This window comes from Micrococcus sp. H39-S4 (genome assembly GCF_027158145.1).
GTDB lineage: Bacteria > Actinomycetota > Actinomycetes > Actinomycetales > Micrococcaceae > Micrococcus > Micrococcus luteus.
The window spans coordinates 1-18,269 of record NZ_JAPVLT010000015.1; the positions used below are offsets into that span (position 1 = coordinate 1).

The window sequence follows — 18,269 nt, forward strand, 5'->3', positions numbered from 1 at the left end:
TGAGTCATGAGTGGGTCTTTTCGGGCAGGTGGGTGGTGTAGGAACTTCCATCCTGCGGGAGAGGCCCACTCGTCTCATCTCAGCCCGGTACCCATGTCAAGAACCTCATGACCCACAACACCTAGGCCGCGGTGGCCCGTGCCCGCGATGGGCCCGGCGGCTACGCTGACCCTGAGACCCGCCCCGCCCGGGGCACACCCCCGACGATCACCCCACGGGAGCACCCATGAGCACCGCCACCGACCTCGGCCCGTCCCGCAGCCCCTTCGGCCCCGACGCCGCGGCGCGCGTCCCCAGCTCGGGGACGGGGCTGTCCTCGACGGGCGGCCGGGTGGCCATGCTCGTGGTCGTGATCCTCGCGGTCGTGGCCGCGTTCCTGGGCTCCGGCGTCGTCGGCGGCCTGACCCCCGTGGCCGAGGCCGCGGGCGGCTGGCTCGGCCCGGACGCCACCTGGGTGTCCCCGGCGACCCCCGCGTTCGGCATCTGGTCCGTGATCTACGCGGGGCTGCTGGCGTACGCCGTGTGGCAGTTCCTCGCCTCGGCCCAGTCCGCCCGTCACGACCGCCTGCGACCGTGGATCCTGGTCTCGGTGCTGCTCAACGCCGCGTGGATCTGGACGGTGCAGGCCGGGCTGCTGGGGCTGAGCGTCGTGGTGATCGCGCTGCTGCTGGCGTGCCTGGCGTGGATCCTGGTGCTCCTCGAATCCGTCCGCGCGCACAGCTGGGGTGAGCGGATCCTCCTGGACGGGGTGCAGGGCCTGCATCTGGGCTGGGTCTCGATCGCCGCCGTGGCGAACCTGGCCGCGTGGCTGGCCTCGACCGGCGTCGTCGGCGATCCGGGGCAGTCGTCCCTCTGGGCGAAGGTGATGCTCGTGGTGGCCGTGCTGATCGGTGCGTTCACGGCCGTGTACAACGGCGGCCGCCCGGCTCCGGCGTTCGCGCTCGCGTGGGGTCTGGTGTGGATCGGCGTCGGCCGCGCGGACGGCACGGGGCTGCTCTCGGGCAGCCTCGCCCTCCTGGCGTGGGGCGGCGCGGCGATCGTCCTGCTGTGCTGGCTGGCCGCGCTGCTGCTCTCCCGCCGGTCCGCGACGGGCGAGGCCCGCGACCTCGTCCTCGACGCACTCGACGGCGGCGGCGACCCCATCGACGGCCGTCGCTGACCCCCGTCGTCATTGACGGAACGGGGACCGATGCTGTCGTGACGTGCGGCTACACCTGTGCCTCCCACATGCGATGATGTGGTGATCCGAAGGCCCCGCCTCACGGCGGGGCCTTCGTCATGTCCCCGTCCCTTCCCCTCCAGGATCCTCGTGCCCCTTGCCCGTCTGCGCGCGGCGCTCCCCGCGGCCGCACTGTCTCTGCTCCTGCTCACCGGCTGCACCGCCACCGACGACGGCGTCACCCCGGAGAGCGCCGCCGACACCTCCGCGTCGGTCAGCACGATGCCGACGACGCCCACCCCGTCCGTCGACGCGGCCGCGACGAGTCGCGCCGCTGCGTCGTCGCTGGCCGCCTCATCCTCCGCCGCGCAGAGCTCGCGCGCCGCAGCGTCGTCCTCGAGCGGGGCCGCCGAGTCGCGTGCCGCACGTGCCGCGGAGGAGTCGCGTACTGCTGAAGGCTCCCGCAGTGCCGAGCCGGCGGCGCCCGCCGCCCCGGCCGACGTCGAGGGCGACGTGGTCACGGTCGAGTCGATCTCGGACGGCGACACGCTCCGCGTGACACTCGGCGAGGTGTCCACGCGGGTGCGCCTGCTCAACATCGACACCCCCGAGACCCGTCACCCCTCGAAGCCGGTCGAGTGCATGGGCCCGGAGGCGACGGCGGCGCTGAAGTCGATGATCAGCCCCGGCGACACGGTGGTGCTGCGGTACGACCGCCGGCTCTACGACCGCTATGACCGCCTCCTCGCCGGCGTGTACGCCGACGGCGTCCTGGTCAACGCCGAGATGGCCCGCCTGGGGTACGGCGAGCCGGCGGTCTTCGACGGCAACGACCGTTTCCTGCCCGAGGTCGAGGCGGCGTGGGAGCAGGCCCGGGCGAACGGCGTCGGCAGGTTCTCCGGGGAGTGCGGCGCCGCGGCAGAGCCCATCCCGGAGGCGGCCCCGGCCCCCGCCCCGGAGGCGGCCCCCGCGTCCGGCGACGCGGGGCCGGTGCGCGGAGCCGACTCCGTGTGCCCGGACTCCCACCCGGTCAAGGCCAACGACAACTCGGGCATCTACCACATGCCCGGTCAGCAGCACTACGGCAAGACCAACGCGCGCAACTGCTACGCCTCCGCCGCCGCGGCCCAGGCGGACGGCTACCGGGCGGCCCGGCGCTGAGGGCCCCGCGTCGGGTGCGGTCAGCGGCCCTCGTGGACCGCCCGCAGCTCGTAGCCGCGCTCCTCCACGGCCGTCTGCTTCTCGGCGCGCTTCTCCACCCCGGCCACGTCCTTCGGGGGCAGCTGCACCCGAGCCTCGGCGGGCAGGCCGGCCTCGAGCTGGCGGGCACGCTCCACCTCGGCGTCGACCTCCAGGCCGAGCAGCAGCACGATGTTGAAGATCCACAGGGCGAACAGCAGCGCCATGATCGTGCCGATCGCGCCGTACGCCGAGTAGCCGGCGAACTGCGTGAAGTACACGGACAGGGCCACCGCGGCCAGCACCATGCCCACCAGCGCCACGATGTTGCCGGGGCCGAAGAGGTGGAAGCGCGGCTTCTGGACGTTCGGGGTGGTGTAGTACAGGGTCGCGATCAGCACCAGCAGGATCAGGACGACGACGGGCCACTTCACCCACGCCCACACCGGCAGGAACGTGTCCGAGAGGAAGTTCACCACGCCGGTCATGCCGAGCGGGCCGGCGATCGGCTGGAGGAAGCCGTCCACGAGTGAGCGGTTCAGCGCCAGCGAGATCAGCACGACCACGATGCCCACGATCAGGATGAGCGTGGTGAGCAGGTTGGTCAGCGTCAGCTTCACCAGGCCGCGGCCCTCCTCGTAGCCGTACACCGTGTTGGCCGAGCGATTGAACGCCTTCACGTACGCGGAGGCGGACCACAGGGCGGTCGCGATGCCGATGACGAGGGCGATGATCCCGCCGCCTGAGGCGGCCGAGTCGCTCATGGTGGTCACCAGGTTCGTGACGAGCGCCTGGTAGTCGCTCGGGACCAGACCGGTCAGCTGCCCCAGCAGATCGTCGATGGCTCCGCGGTTGGAGGCGAGCACGAGGGACAGGATGGAGAACACGGCCAGCAGCGAGGGGGCCAGCGAGAGCACCAGGTAGTAGGTGAGCTTCGCGGCCAGGTCGGTGCCGCCGTCGTTGCCGAACTCCTTGAGCGCGCGCGTGAGCGCGTACTTCCAGCCGGCGCCGTCGAGCTTCACCCCCTTGAGCCGCTCGGCACGCTGGTCGGGATCGATCTTCGCGGCCTCCAGGGTCGCGTCCACAGGATGAATGGCCACGTCGGTCCTCTCGCGCTCGGGGGCAGGGGGCGGATCGGGCCCCACGGTAGCGGACGGGTGCCCCGTCCGTCCCGACCGGAGCGGCGCTGGGCCGCGGACCCAGGCGATCAGCACTCGATGACGTTCACGGCCAGGCCGCCGCGCGAGGTCTCCTTGTACTTGGACTTCATGTCCGCGCCGGTGTCGCGCATGGTCTTGATGGCCTGGTCCAGGGTCACCCGGTGCGAGCCGTCCCCGAGCAGCGCCAGCCGGGCCGCGTTGATGGCCTTCACCGACGCGATCGCGTTGCGTTCGATGCACGGCACCTGGACCAGGCCGCCCACGGGGTCGCACGTCAGCCCGAGGTTGTGCTCGATCCCGATCTCGGCCGCGTTCTCCACCTGGTCCACGGTGCCACCGAGCACGGCGCACAGCGCGCCCGCCGCCATGGAGCAGGCCGAGCCGACCTCGCCCTGGCAGCCGACCTCGGCGCCGGAGATGGAGGCGTTGCGCTTGTACAGGATGCCGATCGCCGCCGCGGTGAGCAGGAACTCGACCACCTTGTCGTCCCGCTCCTGCTGAGTGGCGCCCTCGGGGAGCACGAAGCGCATGTAGTAGAGCATGACGGCCGGGATGATGCCCGCGGCGCCGTTCGTGGGCGCGGTGACGATGCGCCCGCCCGAGGCGTTCTCCTCGTTCACCGCGAGCGCGAAGAGGTTGACCCACTCCATGGCCCACATGGGGTCGGTGCGGTCGGTGGTCTGCAGCAGGTGCTCCCGCAGCGCGGGGGCCCGACGGCGGACCTGCAGTCCGCCGGGCAGGATCGGCTCGGTGCGGGTCACGCCGTTGTGGACGCATTCCTCCATGACGGCCCAGATGGCCAGCAGCCGGGTGCGCAGCTCGTCGAGGTCGTGCCGGGTGGCCTCGTTGGCGAGCATGAGCTCCGCGATGCTCAGGCCCGCCTCGTGGCAGCGGGCGGCGAGCTCGGCGCCCGTGGAGAAGGGGTACGGTTCGCCGGTGTCGCCGTCGTCGGTGCGGTTGACGTCCTTGGTGGCGTCCAGCTCGGCCTCGAGCTCGTCCGAGGTGACCACGAAGCCGCCGCCCACCGAGTAGTAGTCGCGGGTGTGAAGCTGTTCGCCGGCGTCGTCGTAGGCGGTCAGACGCATGCCGTTCGGATGCCCGGGCAGGGACTCGCGCATGTGCAGCGTCAGGTCGCCCTGCCGGTCGAAGGCGATCTCGTGGCGCCCGTCCAGGGGCAGCCGGCCGCCCGTGACGATCTCCTCCACGAGCCCGGTGCAGGCGTCCGGGTCGATGGTCTCAGGGTCCTGGCCGGCCAGGCCGAGCAGCACCGCGGTGTCCGAGCCGTGGCCCACGCCGGTGGCCGCCAGCGAGCCGAACAGCTCGGCGTGCACGCGGGCCGTGCGCTCGAGGACGCCGTGCTGGCCCATGCTGTCCGTGAAGCGGCGGGCGGCGCGCATGGGTCCCACGGTGTGGGACGAGGACGGGCCGATGCCGATCGAGAACAGGTCGAGGACGCTGAGCGCCATGCAGTGCTCCTAGGGTGCGAGCGGGACGCGCGGTGGCCGGGGGTGGGGGCCGGACGCGCGGAGCCGGGAGATCCAGTGCAGACCAGACTAGGGGCACGGGGCCCTGCAGGCCATGGGGTCGCGGCTCGCGGTCCGCGCTGCTCTCCGGCCCGTCACCCACCGCACGGCCCGGAGCCGGGAGCGCTCAGAGGATGTTGTCCTTGGACTCCTCCACCTGCGCGGCCGCGCGGAACGCCGTCAGGTCACGCAGATACTCGTCCGCGTGGGGGAACACGGGCCCCTGCCCGGCCACGAGCATGACCCCCTCGAGGGGCTCGAACCGGGAGCGGCCCGCGTGGATGTCCTCGCCGGCGTCGACCAGGGTGCGCAGCTGCCACCATGTGGGGGCCATCAGGTTGACCTTGCCGGCCCGGAAGCGGCGCAGCAGCTCGGCGGGGGACGCCCAGCCGTGGCTGGCCGCCTCGGAGGACATCCGCTCGGGGGACTGACCCTGCGGCAGGTGGACGGCGAAGAAGAACGTGTCGTAGCGGCGCGGGCCCCCGTGCGGGGTGATCCACCGGGACCACGGCACGAGCGCGCCGGCGTCGGGGCGCAGCCCCTCGCGGTCGAGCAGCTCCCCGAAGTCCACCTCGTGGCGCTCGACGGCGTCGCGCAGCTCGTCGGGGAACGCGGCCACCCGGGCCGGGTCCACGGGAGTGCCGGTGACGGCGTCCCGGGCCAGGAGCACTCCGGTCTCCTCGAACGTCTCGCGGACGGCGGCGGCCAGCACGCGACCGGCGCCCTCGGCGGGGTCGAGCTCCGTGAGGGTGCCGTGGGCGTCCACGGGCTCGTGCGGCAGCCCCAGGCGCCGGCCCCACTCGGCCAGATCCGTGCCCTCCCACAGCCGGTCCGGCAGGTCGTCCGCGGGGTCCACGCGGCCGCCGGGGAAGGCCGTGGCGTGGGCGCTGAAGGCCATGGTCCCGGCGCGGCGGACGGTGAACACCGAGATCTCGCCGCCGGCCCCGGGTCTGACCAGCACGAGGGAGGAGGCGGGCACCGCCGGGACCCGGGGCCGGTCCTCGGCGGCCGACGGCTCGGCGGGCGGGGCGGCGGGGCTCACGGTGCCTCCTCGGTTCGGGCGATCATGGTCCGGACGCGCGGGCCGACGACGGCGGCCCCGGCCGCTCCCGCGCGGGGGTCATGCGGCCCGGATGTGCGCGGACCCGTAGTCTGTAGCGTAAGTCGCCGCGCTCGGGGCGGAGGCCCCGGGGCGAGACCGCGACCCAAGGAGGAGAGGCCGTGAAGATCCTGGTGCTGGCCAAGCAGGTGCCGGACACGTGGCAGGAGCGTGAGCTGAGCCTGGAGACCGGCTGGGTGGTGCGCGACGGCGCGGCCGAGCCCGTGCCGGACGAGATCAGCGAGCGCGTCATGGAGGTCGCCCTGGGCTGGCGGGACGCCGGCGCGGACATCGAGGTCGTGGCCCTGACGGTGGGCCCCGAGGACTCCTCGAAGACCCTGCGCAAGATGCTGGCCATGGGCGCGGACTCCGCCGTGCAGATCACCGACGACGCACTCGTCGGCTCGGACGCCGTGCAGACGGCTCGCGTGATCGCCGCGGCCGTCGAGAAGGAGGGCGCCGACCTCGTGCTCGCCGGCACGCTGTCCACGGACGGAGGCACCGGCGTGGTGCCCGCCATGGTCGCCGAGCTCCTGGAGCGGCCCTACCTGCCGCACGCCGAGGCCCCCGAGCTGGCCGACGGCGAGCTGACCGGCACCGTGGCGACCTCGGACGCGGACGTGCGCGCCGCCGTCGCCCTGCCCGCCGTGGCGGGCCTGACGGAGAAGACCGCGGAGCCGCGGTTCCCGAACTTCAAGAACATCATGGCGGCCAAGAAGAAGCCGCTCACCGTGCTGTCCCTGGCCGACCTCGGCATCGCCGCGGGCCCGGCCGAGGCCGCCTACCGCTCCGTGATGGTCTCGGCGGACACGCGTCCCGAGCGTGCCGCGGGCGAGAAGGTCACCGACGACGGCACCGCCGCCGAGCGGCTGGTGGAGTTCCTCGCGGGTCGGGGGCTCGTGTGAGCGCGAACGTGGAGGAGACCGAGATGACGACGCAGACCGACGCCGCGAACAGCGGCCAGACCGTGCTGGTGCACGCCGAGATCGGCGCGGACGGAGCGCTCCGCCCGATCGTGGCCGAGCTCCTCGGCGCCGCCGCCACCGTGGGCGTGCCCGAGGCCGTCCTCGTGACCGGCGCGGAGGGCAGGGACGCCGCCGTCGCCCGTCTGGGGGAGTACGGCGCCACGCGCGTCCACGTCCTCGTGGCCGACGACGCCGCCACCACCCTGGGCGACGCCGCCGTGCAGGCCCTCGCCGCCGCGACCGCCCGCACCGCGCCCGTGGCCGTGCTGCTCTCCGGCAGCCCCGAGTCCCGCGCGGTGGCCGGCCGCCTGTCCGTCCGCGCCCGCGGCCCCGTCTGCGCGGATGCCGTGGGGCTGCGCTGGGCCGACGACGAGGTCATCGCCCGCCACTCCGTGTTCGGCGGCGACTACCTCAGCGAGTCCACCGGCGAGGGCGGCCCCCGGATCATCACCGTGCGCCCCGGCGCCGTCGCGGACCGGGCCCCGGCCGTCGAGGCGCCCGAGGTCGTGGAGCTGGCCGCCGCCGAGCTCGGCCCGGTGACCGCCGGCGCCCGGGTGCTCGAGGTGAACGCCCGCACGCAGAACTCCGCCCGTCCGCCCCTGCGCGGCGCGAAGACCGTCGTCGCCGGCGGTCGCGGCGTGGGCTCCGAGGAGGGCTTCGCGATCGTCGAGCAGCTCGCCGACGAGCTCGGCGCCGCCGTGGGCGCCTCGCGTGCCGCCGTCGACTCCGGCTACACCGCGGCCGAGCGCCAGGTGGGCCAGACCGGCGTGATCGTGTCCCCGAACCTGTACATCGCCCTCGGCATCTCCGGCGCCATCCAGCACCTGGCCGGCATGAAGACCGCCAAGACCATCGTGGCGATCGACAAGAACGAGGACGCCGAGATCTTCGAGCACGCCGACTTCGGCGTGGTCGGGGACATCTTCCAGGTGGTCCCGCAGGTCATCGAGCAGCTGCGCACCCGCCGCGGCTGAACCGGTGCGGGCGCGGTCCGCTGCGGACCGCGCCCCTCGGACGAGGAGAAGCATGCCCAAGCAGCGAATGGCCGGCTACGTCCCCCTGAAGGGCGCCCCGGCCGAGACCGAGCCCGCCCCCGCCCCGGCGCAGGACACCACGACGGCGGCCCCCGCCTCGGCCGCGGCCGCCGTCCCGGTGGCGCCGACCGCGCCGACGTCGGGCCTCACGCCCCTGTCCGCGCGACGCCGCATGGCCGGGTACGTCCCGTTCGCCCGCGAGGCCGAGTGGCTCGGCGGCGCCCCCGCCCCGGCCGCGGGATCGATCCCGGCCGCCGCCCCGGCGCGGTCCGTCGCGCCCGAGCCGATCGCCGCCTCGGCGTCCCCGACGCGGGCCCCCGCACCCGCGGAGACCGAGCCCGTCGTGCCGGACGTGGCGGCCGTCGTCGCCTCCGCGACCGGTGCGCCGGCCGCGGCCGGGGTGGGCGCTCCCGTGGAGTCCGACCTCGTGCCGCTCGCGAAGCGGCGACGCATGGCCGGGTACGTGCCGTTCGCCCGGGAGGGGGAGTGGTTCACCGAGCTCGCCGCCGTGGGCGGCCCCACCGCGCCGGAGATGGTGGCGCAGGAGGTCGTCGCCGAGCCGGCCACCGCCGAGCCCGCCGCCGCGGAGCCGGCCGATGCGGAACCGGCCGTCGCCGCCCCCGTGGCCGCGGCGCCGGCTGCGGAGCCGGCTCCCACCGCGCCGGACACCCGTTCGGCCCCGCCGGCCTCCACCGCGCAGCCGCCCCGGGCCGCCCCCGGGGCCGCCACCGGCACGCCCGCTCGGGCCGCGGAGACGGACGCCGCCGAATCCGCCGCCCCGTCCCGCCTGCGCAAGGCGCTGCCGGCGGTGGCCGGCGTCGTCGTGCTGGCGCTGCTCGCAGTGCTGGCCGGACGCTGGCTGCGGAGCCTCGACCCGGTGGCGGACTTCATCGCGACCTACGACGGGCACCCGGTCCTGCCCGAGGGCACCCCCGAGGGGATGCCCTGGTGGATGGGCTGGCAGCACTTCCTGAACATGTTCCTGATGGTGCTGATCATCCGGACGGGCCTGCAGATCCGTCACGAGACGCGGCCGCCGGCCAACTTCACTCCGACGAAGGACGGCCTGTTCTCCGCGCGGGGCAACACCCCGAAGAAGTTCTCGCTCACCATCTGGACGCACCAGGCCCTCGACGCGCTGTGGCTGCTCAACGGCGTGATCTTCGTGGTGCTGCTGATCGTCACCGGCCACTGGGCGCGGATCGTGCCCACGGACCCGCACGTGTTCCAGCACGCCCTGTCCGCCGGCATCCAGTACCTGTCCCTGGACTGGCCCACGGAGAACGGCTGGGTGCATTACAACGCGCTGCAGATGCTCTCCTACGCGCTGGTGGTGTTCGTGGCCGCCCCGCTCGCCGCCCTCACGGGCTGGCGCATGTCCTCGTGGTTCCCCACGGAGGCCAAGGGACTGAACAAGGCGTTCCCCATGGAGGTGGCCCGCAAGGTGCACTTCCCGGTGATGGTCTTCTTCGTGGCGTTCATCGTGGTGCATGTGTTCCTCGTGGCCTTCACGGGCCTGCTGACGAACCTGAACCACATGTACACCTCGCGCGGCGGGGCCACCGACGCGTGGGGCCTCGTGGTGTTCCTCGTGAGCGTGGCGGTCACCGCCGCCGCGTGGTTCTTCCTGAAGCCCGCCTTCACGGCCCCCGTGGCCTCCCGGTTCGGCACCGTGGGCCGCTGAGCCGGCCGCACGACGACGGCCCCTCCTCCTCCCACCGGGACTTTCGAACGTGATCTCGGGGGAATGAGCGCTTTCGAACGTGGGATAGGCCCTTTCTCACGTTCGAAAGCGCTCGGGTGCTCGGGCGTGCGGGGCGTCAGCTCCGGGCGGCGCGGAAGGTGACCTGCACCTGGACCATCGGCTTGTCGGCCACGGGGACGCCGTCGGCGCCGGCCGGCACGAGGTCCACCTCCACGAGGCGCAGGGACCGGCCGGCGTGTCGCACCCGTGTGAGGGCGACCATCTCGCCATGCCCCGGGCGCACGAACACCACGCGCACAGCCTGGACGTCGTAGCGCTCGCGGTCCGGCATGGCCGCCTGCGCGGCGGTGACCGCCCGCAGCGTCATGGCCCCGCCGTGGACCGCGCCCGACGGGTTGGCCAGCTCCGGCTTCGGGGCGAAGCGGGCGCCCGCGGTCGCCGCGGCGTCGACGGCGGGGCGCACGTCCGGATCAGCCGTCGGCAACGACTCGGGGCGGGCGGCCAGCAGCCCCGGCATGGGCACGCGGGTCTCGGCCCCGCGGGGCAGCCGTCCGGCCCAGACGAACTCGGCCATCCGCTCCGGCGCTCCGGCCGGCACCGACTGGAACCAGCCGGTCGCCTCGACCACGCGACGCCCGTCCGCGTCCTCGAGCCACGCGCGGGCCACGCCGCCGGCAGCATCCCAGGCCAGCGGGCGGGTCCAGCACTCCAGCAGCGGGCCGTCCTCGTCCCCGGCCGCGACCGCCGCGTCGAAGGCGGGCAGCGGGCCGAGCACGTTGACCTGCAGCTCGGTGGTGACCACGGTCTCGATGTCTCGGGCCGCGTGGTGCACGGCCACCGCGGTGGCGTTGTCCATGATCACGGTGGCCGCCGCGCCGGTGGGCCGGCCGTCCAGGTCGAGGCACCACGGGCCGACCTCGAACGCGGCCGGGTTGAGGGCGCCGTCCCGCTCGGTCATCAGCGCGTGGCGGCGGATGCCGAACAGCTGTTCCGTGCGGCCGGAGGGGTGGGAGCGGGGGCCGGTGGGCGAGTCCGCGGTGGGGCTGGTGGTGGTCTGCACGGGGAGCACGCTAGCCCACGGCCCGGCGGCGACACGGCTGATCATTGGATGTCCTATTATCATGGTGACGACAGTCACACCCTGTCGCCGCCCGCGGTGTCACCCCCGCACCACCCCGTCGTGGACCGCCCGCCCGGCCGGCCCGAGTCCCAGGAGGACGAACCCATGTTCCCCATCACCGACGACCAGAAGGCCCTGGTCGACGCCGTCCGCGACTTCACCGAGCAGCGCGTCGCCCCGCACGCCCTCGACTGGGACGCCGAGAAGCACTTCCCGGTGGACGTCCTCGCCGAGGCCGGCGAGCTCGGCCTGGGCGGCATCTACGTGGGGGAGGAGCACGGCGGCACCGGCCTGGAGCGCACGGACGCGATCCTGATCTTCGAGGAGCTCGCCAAGGCGGACCCGGCCTTCGCCGCCTACATCTCCATCCACAACATGGTCGCCTGGATGATCGACTCCTTCGGCAGCGACGAGCAGCGCGCCCGCTGGATCCCCGACCTCGTGGGCATGGAGCACCTGGCCAGCTACTGCCTCACCGAGCCCGGCGCCGGCTCGGACGCGGCCGCGCTGAAGACCCGCGCCGTCCGCGACGGCGACCACTACGTCCTCAGCGGCGTCAAGCAGTTCATCTCCGGCGCCGGCGCGTCCGACTGCTACGTGGTGATGTGCCGCACCGCGGACACGGGCGCCCGGGGGATCTCCGCCGTCGTGGTCCACAAGGACACCCCCGGCCTGTCCTTCGGCCCCAACGAGAAGAAGATGGGCTGGCACACCCAGCCCACGCGCCAGGTGATCTTTGAGGACGTCCGCGTGCCCGTGGCCGACCGCCTCGGCGAGGAGGGCGACGGCTTCCGCATCGCCATGAAGGGCCTCAACGGCGGCCGCCTGAACATCGGCGCTTGCTCGATCGGCGGCGGCCTGGCCGCCCTGGACAAGGCCACCCGCTACCTCAAGGAGCGCAGCGCGTTCGGCGAGCCGCTCACCACCAAGCAGGCCCTCGTGTTCGAGCTCGCGGACATGTCCGTGAAGCTGGAGACCGCCCACACGATGCTCATGCGCGCCGCGGACGCCCTGGACCGCAACGACCCGGACACCGTGCGCCTGTGCGCCATGGCCAAGCTCGTGGCCACCGAACACGGCTACGAGGCCGCCGACACCGCCCTGCAGCTGCACGGCGGCTACGGCTACCTGCACGAGTACGGCGTGGAGAAGCTCGTCCGGGACCTGCGCGTGCACCGGATCCTCGAGGGCTCCAACGAGATCATGCGCATGATCGTGGGCCGCGGCCTGATCGGCTGACGTCGGGGGCCCCGCCCGGTCGCCCCACACAGCACGGCGCCCCGCGGTCACCACTCGTGACCACGGGGCGCCGTCCGTCGGGGCGGGCTCAGCCGAGCTGCAGCGGGTCCACCCCGGGCACGGGCTCGAAGTGCCCGGCCACGTCCTCGGCCGAGACGTCCTCGAGCCGGGCCGGGCTCCACGTCGGATCCTTGTCCTTGTCCACGAGCAGCGCGCGGATGCCCTCGGCCATGTCCGGCTCGCGCATCAGGTGGGTGGCGATCGTGAACTCCTGGCGCAGCGCGTCGGCCACGGTCAGGTCCGCCCCGCGCGCGGCCAGCCGGCGCTGGGCCTCGTGGGCCACGGCGACGGCGGTTGGGGACTTGGTGCGGATGGCCTCGGCGGCCTGCCCCGCGGCCTCGGCGTGCTCCCCGCCAGCGGCGGCGCGCTCGTCCAGGGCGGCGAGGACCTCGGCGGCCGTCTCCCGGTCGTAGGCGTCCTCGATCCACTCCCGGCCGGCCACCAGCGCGGAGGCGGGCCGTGCGTCCTCGGCCACCGCGAACCGGGCCAGCGCCTCGTCGGCGGCGGCGAAGGCGGCCTCGTCGCGCGCGCCCGCGTCCGCGGCCGGGCCGAGGGCGCCGAACGCCGCGGCGAGGGCCTGCTCGAGCTCGTCCAACCGGGCGGACTCCACGAAGACGTCCGCCAGGCCCAGGGCCACCGCGTCGGAACCGGAGGCGTGCGCCGAGGTCGCGGCCAGGTGCCGGCCCGCCTGGAAGGGTGCGCGGGCGAGGTGGAAGGAGCCGCCGACGTCGGGGGTGAACCCGATCGCCGTCTCGGGCATGCCGGCGCGCGTCCGCTCGGTGGCCACGCGGTGCGAGCCGTGCGCGGACACGCCCATGCCGCCGCCCAGGACGACGCCGTCCATGAAGGCCACGTACGGCTTGGGGTAGGCGGCGATGCGCTCGTTCATCGCGTACTCGTCGCGGAAGAACTCCTCGGCCTCCGCGAACCGCCCCGCCAGGAGGGAGGCGCGCAGGGAGACGACGTCGCCGCCCGCGCACAGCCCCTTCTCCCCGGCGCCGCGGATCAGCACGCCGCGCACGGCGGGGTCCGCGGCCCAGTCGGTCAGGGCCGCGTCGATCGCCCGGACCATGTCCTGCGTCAGCGCGTTCAGGGCGCGCGGACGGTTCAGCGTGATGCGGCCGAGGCCGTCGCGGACCTCGAGGAGCACCTCACCCGCCGCGCCGTCCCGTGCGGCCGCGGGGGCCGTCGTCGCGGTGGTCTGCGCGTCGCTCATCGGTGCTGCCACCCCGCCTCGCGCTTGGCCGTGAACGCGTCCATGCCCTCCTTCTGGTCCGCCGTGGCGAACGCGGCGTGGAACACGCGGCGCTCGAAGGCGATGCCCTGGGCGAGCGTGGTCTCGAACGCGGCGTTGACGGCCTCCTTGGCCATCCAGGAGGCCGGCTTGGACTTGGACGCGATGGTCGCGGCCACCTCCAGCGCCTCCTCGAGGGCCTTCTCGTCGGCCACCACGCGGGAGACGAGCCCGATGCGCTCGGCCTCCTCGGCCCCGATCATGCGGCCGGTGAGGATCATGTCCATGGCCTTCGCCTTGCCCACGGCGCGGGTCAGGCGCTGGGAGCCGCCCATGCCGGGGATGACGCCGAGGTTGATCTCGGGCTGGCCGAACTTCGCGCCCTCGCCGGCCACGAGCACATCGGCCATCATGGCCAGCTCGCAGCCGCCGCCGAGGGCGTAGCCGGTCACGCACGCCACGATGGGGGTGCGGGCACGGGTGAGCCCGTCCCAGCCGGCGAACCAGTCGGCCGCGTACATCTCGGAGAACTCCTTGGTAGCCATCTCCTTGATGTCCGCGCCGGCGGCGAACGCCTTGGGGGAGCCGGAGAGCAGGATCGCCCCGATCTCCGGGTCGGTGTCCAGCTCCTGCACCGCCGCGACGACGGCACGCATCGTCGCCTCGTTCAGCGCATTCAGGGCCTTCGGCCGGTTCAGGCGGATGTGGCCGACCCGGCCCTGCCGCTCCACGATGATCGGCGACTCGGCGCCGTCCGGGGTGGTCTGCTCGCTCATGCCTCGCTCCTGTCCGTGTGTGATGCTCGGATGTCCTCGATGATGCCGGAAAAGTCGCGGGCGGCGCCTTCTCCGGCGGCGTACTCGGCGTATTTGGCCTGCGCGAGGCGCCCCAGGTCGGCCGCCACGCCCTGCTCGTCCAGGGCCGCGAGCGCGAGCCCGAGGTCCTTGGCCATCAGGGCGCCGGCGAAGCCGGGCTGGAAGTCCCGGTTCGCGGGGGAGCCGGGGACGGGGCCGGGCACGGGGCAGTTGGTGGTGAGGGACCAGCACTGCCCGGAGGCCTCGCTCATCACGTCGTACAGGGCCTGGTGCTGCAGGCCCAGGCGCTCGCCCAGGACGAAGGCCTCGGCCACCGCGATCTGGCTGATGCCCAGCACCATGTTGTTGCAGATCTTCGCGGCCTGGCCCAGGCCGGCGGCCCCGCAGTGCACGATCCGCGCGCCCATGACCTCGAGCAGCGGCAGCACCTCGGCGTACACCTCGTCCGAGGCGCCCACCATGAAGGCGAGGGTGCCGGCCTCGGCGCCCACCTGGCCGCCCGAGACCGGCGCGTCGGCCGCCCGCATGCCCGCCGCCTCCGCCGCCGCGGCCGCCTCGCGGGCCTCGGCGACGTCGATGGTCGAGCAGTCCAGGAACACGGTGCCGGGGCGGGCGGCGGCGAGCAGGCCGCCGTCGCCGTCCTCCCCTCGGTAGACGTCCAGCACCAGGCGTCCGTGGGGGAGCATGGTCAGCACGACGTCGGCCTCCGCGGCCGCCGCGGCCGTGTCCGTGACGGTCTCGACGCCGGCCGCACGGGCCTTCTCGAGGGCCTCGGGGACGAGGTCGAAGCCGAGCACGCGGTGACCCGCGGCGGCGAGGTTGGCGGCCATGGGGCCGCCCATGTGGCCGAGGCCGAGGAACAGAACGGTGGTCATGGGGTCCTCCTGGTCGGGACGGGCTGCGGGGCGGTCACGAGCCGGCCGGCATCACGAAGCTGGCGCCCTCGCGCACGCCGGAGGGCCAGCGCGTGGTGACGGTCTTCGTCTTGGTGTAGAACTTCAGCCCGTCCGTGCCGTGCTGGTTCAGGTCGCCGAAGCCGGAGGCCTTCCAGCCGCCGAAGGTGTAGTAGGCGATCGGCACGGGGATCGGCACGTTCACGCCGACCATGCCGGTGTCCACGCGGGTGGAGAAGTCGCGGGCGGCGTCGCCGTCGCGGGTGAAGATGGCCACGCCGTTGCCGAACTCGTGCTCGTTCACGAGCGTCAGCGCCTCCTCGTAGTCCTTCGCGCGGACCACGGAGAGCACCGGGCCGAAGATCTCCTCGCGGTAGATGCTCATCTCCGGGGTGACACGGTCGAACAGGGTGGCGCCCACGTAGAACCCGTCCTCGTGGCCCTCGACGACGACGCCCCGGCCGTCCTCGACCAGGTCGGCGCCCGCCTCGACACCGGCCGCGATGCAGCCCTCGATGCGCTCCTTCGCGTCCTTCGAGACGACGGGGCCGAAGTCCGAGGACACGTCGAGCGACGGGCCGACCTTGAGGTCCTTGATGCGCTCGCGGAGCAGGGCGATCAGGCGGTCGGCGGTCTCCTCGCCGACCGGGACGGCCACGGAGATCGCCATGCAGCGCTCGCCGGCGGAGCCGAAGGCGGCGCCGACCAGGGCGTCGGCGGTCATCTCGAGGTCCGCGTCCGGCATGACCACGGCGTGGTTCTTGGCCCCGCCGAAGCACTGCGCGCGCTTGCCCATGCGGCCGGCGTGGGCGTAGATGGACTGCGCGATCGGGGTGGAGCCGACGAAGCCGACGGCCTTGACGCGCGGGTCCTCGACGAGCGCGTCCACGGCGGTCTTGTCGCCGTGCACCACGTTGAGGGCGCCGGCGGGCATGCCGGCCTCGAGGGCCAGCTCGGCCAGGCGCACCGGCACGGAGGGGTCGCGCTCGGAGGGCTTGAGGACGAAGGCGTTGCCCGCCGCCAGGGCGATGCCGGCCTTCCACAGCGGGATCATCGCCGGGAAGTTGAAGGGCGTAATGCCCACGGCCACGCCGAGCGGCTGGCGGATGGAGTGCACGTCGATGCCGGTGCCCGCGTCGGCGGTGAACTCACCCTTGAGCAGGTGCGGGGCGCCCGCGGCGAACTCCACGACCTCGATGCCGCGCTGGATGTCGCCCTTGGCGTCCGGGAAGGTCTTGCCGTGCTCCTGGGCGAGCACGGTGGCCAGCTCGTCCATGTTCTCGTTGATCAGGTCGACCCAGCGCAGCAGGATGCGGCCGCGGCGCTGCGGGTTCAGCCTCGACCACGCGGCGAAGCCCTCCTCGGCGGAGGCCAGGGCGGCGTCGATCTCCTCGGCGGAGGCCAGCGGCACGCGCCCCGCCACGCCGCCCGTGGCCGGGTGGTAGACGTCGCCGTGCCGGCCGGAGGCGCCCTCGCGCCGCTCGCCGTGCACGAAGTGGGGGATCACGGGGGCGGTCTCGGTGGGCGCGGTCTTCTCGGACATGGGGGCTCCTCGCGGGTCCAGGCGGAAGGCGGACGCCGGGCGGCGCCGCCCACGGCGGGCGGGGCGGGCCCGGCCGTGCGTGTGATCTGGGTTACTCATCCGCTAATCTAAGATGAGAACGTAGGACATGCAACTATCGAACTCGGGGGGTATCCCGAGGAGGAAGGGAGGGTCCGCCCATGGACCTGTCGAACCAGAGCGCGATCGTCACCGGCGGGGCCTCGGGCCTCGGCCATGCCACCGCCCGCCGCCTGGCGGACGCGGGCGCCGCCGTCGTGGTGGTGGACCTGCCGGACCGCGAGGGCGAGACCGTCCGCGCGGACGCTGTGGCCGCCCTCGGTCCCCGTGCGCGCTTCGTGACGGGCGACGTCACCGCCGAGGACACCGCCCGGGAGGCCGTGGCCGCCGCGCTGGAGGCCGGGCCGCTGCGGGTGCTGGTCAACTGCGCCGGCGTGGCGACGCCGGGCAAGCTCGTGGGTCGCGACGGGCCGCTGTCCGCCGAGGTGCTGAGCCGGGTCCTGGCGATCAACGCGGTCGGCACCGTGTCGATGATGGCCCAGGCCGCCGCCGCGATGAAGGCGCAGGAGCCGCTCGGCGAGGACCGCGGCGTCATCGTGAACACCGCCTCCGTGGCGGCCTACGACGGACAGATCGGCCAGATCGCGTACTCCGCCTCCAAGGGCGCCGTGGTCTCGCTGACCCTGCCCGCGGCCCGCGAGCTCGCCTCCTCGCAGATCCGCGTGGTCACGATCGCCCCCGGTCTGATGGAGACGCCCATGATGGCCGGCCTGCCCGAGGCCGCCCGCGAGGCGCTGTCCACCAAGACCCCGCATCCGGCCCGCCTCGGCCGACCCGAGGACTACGCGCTGCTCGTCGAGCAGATCGTGTCCAATCCGTTCCTGAACGGCGAGGTCATCCGGCTCGACGGCGCCGTGCGCCTCGAGCCCCGCTGAGCCGCGCGGCCGCGGAGAGCGTCAGGAGGAGGTGTGCTCCGCCGTCGGGGCGCTCAGGCGTCGAGGCCGTCGACCTGGAAGTCGCCGGCCTCGGCGCGGAACCGGCCGAGGACGTCGATGAGGGTGTCCACGTCCGCCGGATCGAAGCCGGAACGGCCGAAGACCTCGGCGTTGAGCGTCTCCGTGGCGGCGACGGCGACGCGCCGGCCCTCGTCCGTGAGGGCGAGCACGAGCGCGCGGCGGTCCGACTCGTGGGGTGTGCGCTCCACCAGCCCGGCGGCCTCGAGCCGGTCCACCGCATTGGTCACCGAGGTGGGGTGGACCTGCAGGAGCGCGGACGCCTTGGACATCCGCATCCGCTTCTCGCGCGAGAAGTTCAGCAGCGCCAGGAGCTCGTACCGCGCGAAGGTGAGCCCGTAGGGCTTGAGCGCGGCCTGCGTCCGACCCAGCAGGATCTGCTGGGCTCGCATGATCGAGGTGATGGCGGCCATCGGGCGGGCGACGTCACCCCATCCGTGACGCTCCCAGTTCCGGGCGGCCTCCCGGATGGGGTCCTGGGCGAGGGGTGGCTTCTTCATGGCGCTCCAG

The 18,269-nt window shown here is 73.8% G+C and carries 16 protein-coding genes; 7 read left to right on the forward strand and 9 right to left on the reverse strand.

Translation table 11 applies throughout. The features are described from left to right. The first annotated feature begins 226 nt into the window (after positions 1-226). Both O3T09_RS11225 and O3T09_RS11230 read left to right on the forward strand, forming a co-directional pair. Entirely contained in the window at positions 227-1,159 is a 933-nt protein-coding gene (locus tag O3T09_RS11225) for a TspO/MBR family protein (RefSeq protein ID WP_060974368.1), read from the forward strand. A gap of 150 nt (positions 1,160-1,309) precedes the next feature. After that, entirely contained in the window at positions 1,310-2,320 is a 1,011-nt protein-coding gene (locus O3T09_RS11230; RefSeq protein WP_122054945.1) for a thermonuclease family protein, read from the forward strand. A 20-nt stretch (positions 2,321-2,340) separates the two neighbouring features. Here the strand turns inward: O3T09_RS11230 and O3T09_RS11235 are convergent, their stop codons facing one another. The 3 genes from O3T09_RS11235 to O3T09_RS11245 all read right to left on the reverse strand — a co-directional run bounded on the left by O3T09_RS11235 (position 2,341) and on the right by O3T09_RS11245 (position 6,063). Next, complete coding sequence (locus O3T09_RS11235) at positions 2,341-3,438, reverse strand: YihY/virulence factor BrkB family protein (RefSeq protein WP_225348892.1); 1,098 nt, start codon at positions 3,436-3,438, stop codon at positions 2,341-2,343. 107 nt (positions 3,439-3,545) lie between these two features. Further along, complete coding sequence (locus O3T09_RS11240) at positions 3,546-4,964, reverse strand: L-serine ammonia-lyase (RefSeq protein ID WP_159228292.1); 1,419 nt, start codon at positions 4,962-4,964, stop codon at positions 3,546-3,548. Positions 4,965-5,148: 184 nt separating this feature from the next. Continuing rightward, positions 5,149-6,063: an NUDIX hydrolase gene (locus tag O3T09_RS11245; RefSeq protein ID WP_063189073.1), complete on the reverse strand. Its 915-nt coding sequence runs from the start codon at positions 6,061-6,063 to the stop codon at positions 5,149-5,151. Between the two features lie 179 nt (positions 6,064-6,242). On the opposite strand from O3T09_RS11245, the gene O3T09_RS11250 reads away from it, so the two are divergent. From O3T09_RS11250 to O3T09_RS11260, 3 genes are read left to right on the forward strand one after another with little or no spacing between them, the layout of a single operon-like run. Then, the gene (locus O3T09_RS11250; RefSeq protein ID WP_063189076.1) at positions 6,243-7,025 is read left to right on the forward strand and encodes an electron transfer flavoprotein subunit beta/FixA family protein; all 783 of its coding nucleotides are present in this window, start codon (positions 6,243-6,245) and stop codon (positions 7,023-7,025) included. Continuing rightward, entirely contained in the window at positions 7,022-8,059 is a 1,038-nt protein-coding gene (locus O3T09_RS11255; protein ID WP_063189078.1) for an electron transfer flavoprotein subunit alpha/FixB family protein, read from the forward strand. Before O3T09_RS11250 ends, O3T09_RS11255 begins: the two co-directional genes overlap by 4 nt. Before the next feature lie 52 nt (positions 8,060-8,111). Next, positions 8,112-9,803 carry a cytochrome b/b6 domain-containing protein gene (locus O3T09_RS11260; RefSeq protein ID WP_233437063.1) on the forward strand — a complete coding sequence of 564 codons (1,692 nt, stop codon included), beginning with the start codon at positions 8,112-8,114 and terminating at the stop codon, positions 9,801-9,803. Positions 9,804-9,939: 136 nt separating this feature from the next. Here O3T09_RS11260 and O3T09_RS11265 read toward each other — a convergent pair whose 3' ends face one another. Further along, the gene (locus O3T09_RS11265; RefSeq protein WP_170079762.1) at positions 9,940-10,884 is read right to left on the reverse strand and encodes a PaaI family thioesterase; all 945 of its coding nucleotides are present in this window, start codon (positions 10,882-10,884) and stop codon (positions 9,940-9,942) included. 165 nt (positions 10,885-11,049) lie between these two features. On the opposite strand from O3T09_RS11265, the gene O3T09_RS11270 reads away from it, so the two are divergent. Then, positions 11,050-12,183 carry an acyl-CoA dehydrogenase family protein gene (locus tag O3T09_RS11270; RefSeq protein WP_145950551.1) on the forward strand — a complete coding sequence of 378 codons (1,134 nt, stop codon included), beginning with the start codon at positions 11,050-11,052 and terminating at the stop codon, positions 12,181-12,183. An 88-nt stretch (positions 12,184-12,271) separates the two neighbouring features. Here the strand turns inward: O3T09_RS11270 and O3T09_RS11275 are convergent, their stop codons facing one another. The 4 genes from O3T09_RS11275 to O3T09_RS11290 are packed head-to-tail and all read right to left on the reverse strand — an operon-like array spanning position 12,272 to position 16,728. Next, positions 12,272-13,459, reverse strand: coding sequence for an enoyl-CoA hydratase/isomerase family protein (locus O3T09_RS11275; RefSeq protein ID WP_115165448.1), 1,188 nt, complete (start codon positions 13,457-13,459; stop codon positions 12,272-12,274). Continuing rightward, a complete protein-coding gene (locus O3T09_RS11280; RefSeq protein WP_078025387.1) occupies positions 13,456-14,253 on the reverse strand; it encodes an enoyl-CoA hydratase in 798 nt (265 codons plus the stop codon). Before O3T09_RS11280 ends, O3T09_RS11275 begins: the two co-directional genes overlap by 4 nt. Next, positions 14,250-15,167 (reverse strand): 3-hydroxyisobutyrate dehydrogenase, encoded by a 918-nt coding sequence (mmsB, locus tag O3T09_RS11285; protein ID WP_145950550.1) that lies wholly within the window; start codon positions 15,165-15,167, stop codon positions 14,250-14,252. The genes O3T09_RS11280 and mmsB overlap by 4 nt, the downstream gene beginning before the upstream one ends. A gap of 34 nt (positions 15,168-15,201) precedes the next feature. Continuing rightward, positions 15,202-16,728: a CoA-acylating methylmalonate-semialdehyde dehydrogenase gene (locus O3T09_RS11290; protein ID WP_144918928.1), complete on the reverse strand. Its 1,527-nt coding sequence runs from the start codon at positions 16,726-16,728 to the stop codon at positions 15,202-15,204. Positions 16,729-16,907: 179 nt separating this feature from the next. Here O3T09_RS11290 and O3T09_RS11295 point away from each other — a divergent pair, with 179 nt between their 5' ends. Further along, on the forward strand, positions 16,908-17,681 hold the full coding sequence (locus O3T09_RS11295) for an SDR family NAD(P)-dependent oxidoreductase (RefSeq protein WP_144819937.1): 774 nt from the start codon (positions 16,908-16,910) through the stop codon (positions 17,679-17,681). A 53-nt stretch (positions 17,682-17,734) separates the two neighbouring features. Here O3T09_RS11295 and O3T09_RS11300 read toward each other — a convergent pair whose 3' ends face one another. Next, positions 17,735-18,259: a MarR family winged helix-turn-helix transcriptional regulator gene (locus O3T09_RS11300; RefSeq protein WP_144819938.1), complete on the reverse strand. Its 525-nt coding sequence runs from the start codon at positions 18,257-18,259 to the stop codon at positions 17,735-17,737. Between the last annotated feature and the right edge of the window lie 10 nt (positions 18,260-18,269).

Excerpts from the sequence above, each read along its gene's own strand:
- O3T09_RS11225 (WP_060974368.1), top strand. The coding sequence starts at position 227 with ATGAGCACCGCCACCGACCTCGGCCCGTCCCGCAGCCCCTTCGGCCCC.
- O3T09_RS11240 (WP_159228292.1), bottom strand. The coding sequence starts at position 4,964 with ATGGCGCTCAGCGTCCTCGACCTGTTCTCGATCGGCATCGGCCCGTCC.
- O3T09_RS11260 (WP_233437063.1), top strand. The coding sequence starts at position 8,112 with ATGCCCAAGCAGCGAATGGCCGGCTACGTCCCCCTGAAGGGCGCCCCG.
- O3T09_RS11270 (WP_145950551.1), top strand. The coding sequence starts at position 11,050 with ATGTTCCCCATCACCGACGACCAGAAGGCCCTGGTCGACGCCGTCCGC.
- O3T09_RS11275 (WP_115165448.1), bottom strand. The coding sequence starts at position 13,459 with ATGAGCGACGCGCAGACCACCGCGACGACGGCCCCCGCGGCCGCACGG.
- O3T09_RS11280 (WP_078025387.1), bottom strand. The coding sequence starts at position 14,253 with ATGAGCGAGCAGACCACCCCGGACGGCGCCGAGTCGCCGATCATCGTG.
- mmsB (WP_145950550.1), bottom strand. The coding sequence starts at position 15,167 with ATGACCACCGTTCTGTTCCTCGGCCTCGGCCACATGGGCGGCCCCATG.
- O3T09_RS11290 (WP_144918928.1), bottom strand. The coding sequence starts at position 16,728 with ATGTCCGAGAAGACCGCGCCCACCGAGACCGCCCCCGTGATCCCCCAC.
- O3T09_RS11295 (WP_144819937.1), top strand. The coding sequence starts at position 16,908 with ATGGACCTGTCGAACCAGAGCGCGATCGTCACCGGCGGGGCCTCGGGC.
- O3T09_RS11300 (WP_144819938.1), bottom strand. The coding sequence starts at position 18,259 with ATGAAGAAGCCACCCCTCGCCCAGGACCCCATCCGGGAGGCCGCCCGG.